Annotated in this window: 5 protein-coding genes; all 5 read right to left on the reverse strand. The window is 66.9% G+C overall.

What is annotated here, in order from left to right; genetic code table 11:
• Nucleotides 1–202: 202 nt before the first annotated feature.
• A complete protein-coding gene (locus tag FV226_RS26825) occupies nt 203–520 on the reverse strand; it encodes a zinc ribbon domain-containing protein (protein ID WP_147765320.1) in 318 nt (105 codons plus the stop codon).
• A gap of 62 nt (nt 521–582) precedes the next feature.
• Nucleotides 583–1,812, reverse strand: a complete 1,230-nt coding sequence (gene fmdA, locus FV226_RS26830; RefSeq protein WP_147753746.1) for a formamidase — start codon at nt 1,810–1,812, stop codon at nt 583–585.
• Between the two features lie 77 nt (nt 1,813–1,889).
• Nucleotides 1,890–2,906 (reverse strand): alpha/beta fold hydrolase, encoded by a 1,017-nt coding sequence (locus FV226_RS26835; RefSeq protein ID WP_147765321.1) that lies wholly within the window; start codon nt 2,904–2,906, stop codon nt 1,890–1,892.
• Nucleotides 2,907–2,917: 11 nt separating this feature from the next.
• Nucleotides 2,918–3,607 carry an urea ABC transporter ATP-binding subunit UrtE gene (gene urtE / locus FV226_RS26840; RefSeq protein WP_187277263.1) on the reverse strand — a complete coding sequence of 230 codons (690 nt, stop codon included), beginning with the start codon at nt 3,605–3,607 and terminating at the stop codon, nt 2,918–2,920.
• Between the two features lie 74 nt (nt 3,608–3,681).
• Nucleotides 3,682–4,467, reverse strand: coding sequence for an urea ABC transporter ATP-binding protein UrtD (gene urtD / locus FV226_RS26845; protein ID WP_147753749.1), 786 nt, complete (start codon nt 4,465–4,467; stop codon nt 3,682–3,684).
• Nucleotides 4,468–4,498 lie beyond the last annotated feature (31 nt).

Below are 4,498 nucleotides of genomic sequence, written 5' to 3' on the forward strand. Positions count from 1 at the left end.
CTCCCGACCCTCGCTCACGCGAGACCCACCCTCCCCCTCACCCAAGTCGGGCAAGCCCGACTTGGGTGAGGGGGAGGGTGGGTCTCGCGTGAGCGAGGGTCGGGAGAGGGGAGCGCGATGTCCGGAGGGTTCGGAGCCGGCCCCTCTCCCGCCCTGCATCCGCAGGGCACCCTCCCCCGCAGAGGGGGGGAAGGTTGGTCCGTCAGTGGCTGATCATCCACGGCCGCGCGTTCGGGAAGCTCTTGGCGGCCGTGGGGTTGGATTTGGCCTTCGTCCCCGAGCAGCAGCCGCAGCCGGTCCCGTGCGCGGACGACTTGCGGGGGGCGTGCGCGCTCCGCTCGTTGGTCGCGTAGGCCTTGCGCCGGCCCGCATCCATCGAGGCGAGGTTCGGCGCGGTGAGGAAGGCGCGCCCGCACGCCGTCCCGCAATCGGGGCAGTCGTGCGGGTCCTTGAACTGCGCCATCGGGCGCAGCACCGTGAACGGCCCGCAGGCCTCGCAAGCGTAATCGTAGACCGGCATTCGCGCGCTTCCAGGCAAGGTGTGTGCGGTTTGCCGGCCGGGAAGCGCGGCAAACCAGGAGACTACAGATCCGGTGAGAGCGGCATCTGGATCGAGCCGTCGATGAACTTCGTCGGCCCGTCGGCGCCGGGATTGATGTCGAACTCGAAGATCTTGGTCGGAATCCACAAGGTCGCGCAGGCGTTGGGGATGTCGACCACGCCCGAGATGTGGCCCTGGACCGGTGCGGTGCCGAGGATCGAGTAGGCCTGCGCGCCCGAGTAGCCGAACTTCTTCAGGTACTCGATCGCGTTGAGGCAGGCCTGCCGGTAGGCCACCGTCACGTCGAGATAATGCTGCTTGCCGTATTCGTCGACCGAGACGCCCTCGAAGATCAAGTGGTCGTCGAACTTCGGCGTGACCGGCGACGGCTTGAAGATCGGGTTCTTGATCCCGTACTTGGCCATGCCGTCCTTGATCAGGCTGACCTTGAGGTGGACCCAGCCGGCCATCTCGATCGCGCCGCAGAAGGTGATCTCGCCGTCGCCCTGGCTGAAATGCAGGTCGCCCATCGAGAGGCCGGCGCCGGGCACGTAGACCGGGAAGTAGATCTTCGATCCGCGCGACAGGTCCTTGATGTCGCAATTGCCGCCGTGCTCGCGCCCCGGCACCGTGCGGGCGCCTGTCGCGGCCGCCTTCTCCTTCGCCTCGCCCTTGAGGCGTCCCATGTGGGCGGTGGGCCCGAAGGGCAGGGTGGCGAGAGCCGGCACCCGGTTCGGGTCGGTGTCGAACAGCGCCTTCTCGCGGGTGTTCCAGGTCTCGAGCATCTTCGGATCGGGCAGGCAGCCGATCAGGCCGGGATGGATCAGGCCGGGGAAGCGCACGCCGGGGATGTGGCGCGACTTGGTGAACATGCCCTCGAAGTCCCAGATCGACTTCTGGGCCTGGGGGAAGTGCTCGTCGAGGAAGCCGCCGCCGTTGTTCTTCGAGAAGAAGCCGTTGAAGCCCCACTGGCTCTCGGGCTTGGCGCCGATGTCGAGGAGGTCGACCACCAGGAGATCGCCGGGCTCGGCGCCCTCGACGCCGATCGGGCCGGAGAGGAAGTGCACGATCGACAGGTCGATGTCGCGCACGTCGTCGGCGGAATCGTTGTTCTTGATGAAGCCGCCGGTCCAATCATAGGTCTCGACGATGAAGTCGTCGCCGGGCTTCACCATGGCGACCATCGGGATGTCCGGGTGCCAGCGGTTGTGCACCATGTCGTTGTCGTAGGCCGATTGCGTCAGGTCGACCTTGATCAGCGTCTCGGGCATTTTCTGACTTTGCTCCCTGTCTTGGAAACCTGGGGACGGCGATGCCCCGAACGACCGGTTGAGCCGGCCGAAACCTTTCAGCTCGCGAGCAGCTGTTTCAGCGCGTCGTCGAGGATCTGGATGTCGTCGGGGCTGGTGCCCGGTCCGCCGGCGAAGTGGCCCCACCACGTGTCGATGACGCGCAACTCGGCGTTCGGCATCGACTCCGCCTCGATCCGGTTGTCCTCGGGCGGGAAGTACAGGTCGGTCGAGGCCGGCATCAGGATCGCCTTCGCGGTGATCGCGCGAAGCGCCGCCTTGGTGTCCCCGAGGAAGGTGTCGTTGGCGCCGATGTCGCCGTTCTGCCAGGTCCACAGCATCGCGAGCAGGTCGTTGGCGTCGCGCGTATAAAACAGGCCTTCCCAGAATCCGACGAGGAAGTCTTCGAGCGAGGCGTAGCCCATGTACGTCTTGTCCGCCTCGATCCGGTAGAAGGTCTGAGACAGGCCCCAGCCGGCGTAGACCCGGCCGAAGGCGCGCAGCCCCTTGTTCGGCGGGCTCGCATACCAACCCTCTGCGAAGGCGGCGTCGGCCTGGAGCGCCGCCTTGGCGCCCTCGAGGAAGACGAAGTTGTGCCGCGAGCACTTGGCCGAGCCTTGGAACGGCAAGATGCGCGGGACCATTTCGGGATAGAGCGCGCCCCAATGGTAGGTCTGGAGCGCCCCCATCGACCAGCCGGTCACCAGGACCAGTTTTTCGATGCCGAAATGCTCGGTGACGAGCCGGTGCTGTGCGCGGACGTTGTCGTAGGCCGTGACGTTGGGGAAGCGCGGCCCGTTCCAGGGAGCCGGCGTGTTGCTCGGCGAGGACGAGAGCCCGTTGCCGAACATGTTCGGGATGATGATGAAGTACGTGTCGGGGTCGAGGGCCTTGCCCGGCCCGATCAGCCACTCGTTCTCGGTGTGCTGGCCGGAATACCAGGTCGGGTAGACGATGGCGTTGTCGCGGGCCGCGTTGAGCGTGCCGAAGGTCTTGAACGCGAGCTTGGCGTTGCGCAGCGTCTTGCCGCACTGGAGAACGTGGTCGCCGAGCTCGAAGATCTCGTAATCGGCCATGATGTCCTCGTTCAGACCGAGAGGAAGCGGGCGACCTGCGCTTCGTCGATGTCGGCGCGCAGCGACTCGTGGACGATCTCGCCGTTCTCCATCACGAGCACCCGGTCGGCGACGTCGAGGGCGAAGCTCAGCACCTGCTCGGAGACGACGATCGACAGGCCGCGCGCGTCGCGGATCGCCTTCAGCGTCCGCCCCATCTCGCGGATGATCGAGGGCTGGATGCCCTCGGTCGGCTCGTCGAGGAGCAGCACCTTCGGGCGGCTCGCGAGCGCCCGGGCGATGGCGAGCTGCTGCTGCTGGCCGCCGGAGAGGTTGCCGCCGCGCCGGCCCTTCATCTCCAACAGCACGGGGAACATGTCGTAGAGGTCCCGGGGGACGCGGCGTGTGCCGGTGACGGTCAGCCCGGTCTCGATGTTCTCCTGCACCGTCATGGTCGAGAAGATCATCCGGCCCTGCGGCACGTAGGCGAGGCCCTTGGCGACGCGGGCATGGCTCTTGAGGCCGCCGATTTCGGCGCCGTCGACGCGGATCGAGCCGGCCTTCACCGGCACGATCCCCATCAGGGTCTTCATCAGCGTGGTCTTGCCCATGCCGTTGCGGCCCATCACCGCGACGATCTCGCCGGGCGCGACCTGGAAGTCGAGGCCGTGCAGCACCTCGCTCTGGCCGTAGGCGGCGTGCAGGTCCGCGACGCGCAGGATCGGCGCGGCCGACGGGACCGTCGGCAGCGGAGGGGCTTTCGCCAGGGGAGGATGCGCGGTCTGCAGCATGATGCTCAGTGTCCCAGATACACTTCGATGACCTTCGGATCGTTCTTGACCCGCTCCATCGAGCCCTCCGACAGGACCTTGCCCTGGTGCAGCACGGTGACCCGGTGGGCGATGTCCTCGACGAACTTCATGTCGTGCTCGATCACCAGCACCGAGCGGCCGACGATGATCTGGTTGAGGAGCTCGGCGGTCTTGATGCGCTCGCCGACGCTCATCCCGGCCACCGGCTCGTCGAGCATCAGCAGCTCCGGATCCTGGATCAGCAGCATGCCGATCTCGAGCCACTGCTTCTGGCCATGGCTCAGGAACTCGGCCCGCTCCAGGAGCTGGTCCTTGAGGAAGATCGTCTCGGCGATCTCGTGGATGCGGTCGCGCACCTCGGCGTCGCGCTTGAAGGTCAGCGCCCCGAACACCGAGCGCCCGCGCGGGAACGAGATCTCCAGGTTCTCGAACACCGTGAGGTCGTCGTAGATCGACGGCGTCTGGAACTTGCGCCCGACGCCGGCCTGGACGATCGCGCTCTCGGTGAGCTTGGTCAGCTCCTGGCCCTTGTACTTGATCGACCCGGCGCTGGCGCGGGTGCGCCCGCAGATCAGGTCGAGCACGGTGGTCTTGCCGGCCCCGTTCGGGCCGATGATCACCCGGATCTCGTTGGGGTCGACGTAGAACGAGACGTCGTTGACCGCCTTGAACCCGTCGAAGGAGACGGTGAGGGCGTCGACCGCCAGCAGGTATTCGGGGGCGTTCGGGTTGGCGCCGATGACGGAGCCCGGGAGGATCGCGGCGTTCATGATGCTCTCACTCGGCCGGGGCGCCGTGGGG

The sequence above is a fragment of the Methylobacterium sp. WL12 genome (assembly GCF_008039475.1).
GTDB lineage: Bacteria > Pseudomonadota > Alphaproteobacteria > Rhizobiales > Beijerinckiaceae > Methylobacterium > Methylobacterium cerastii.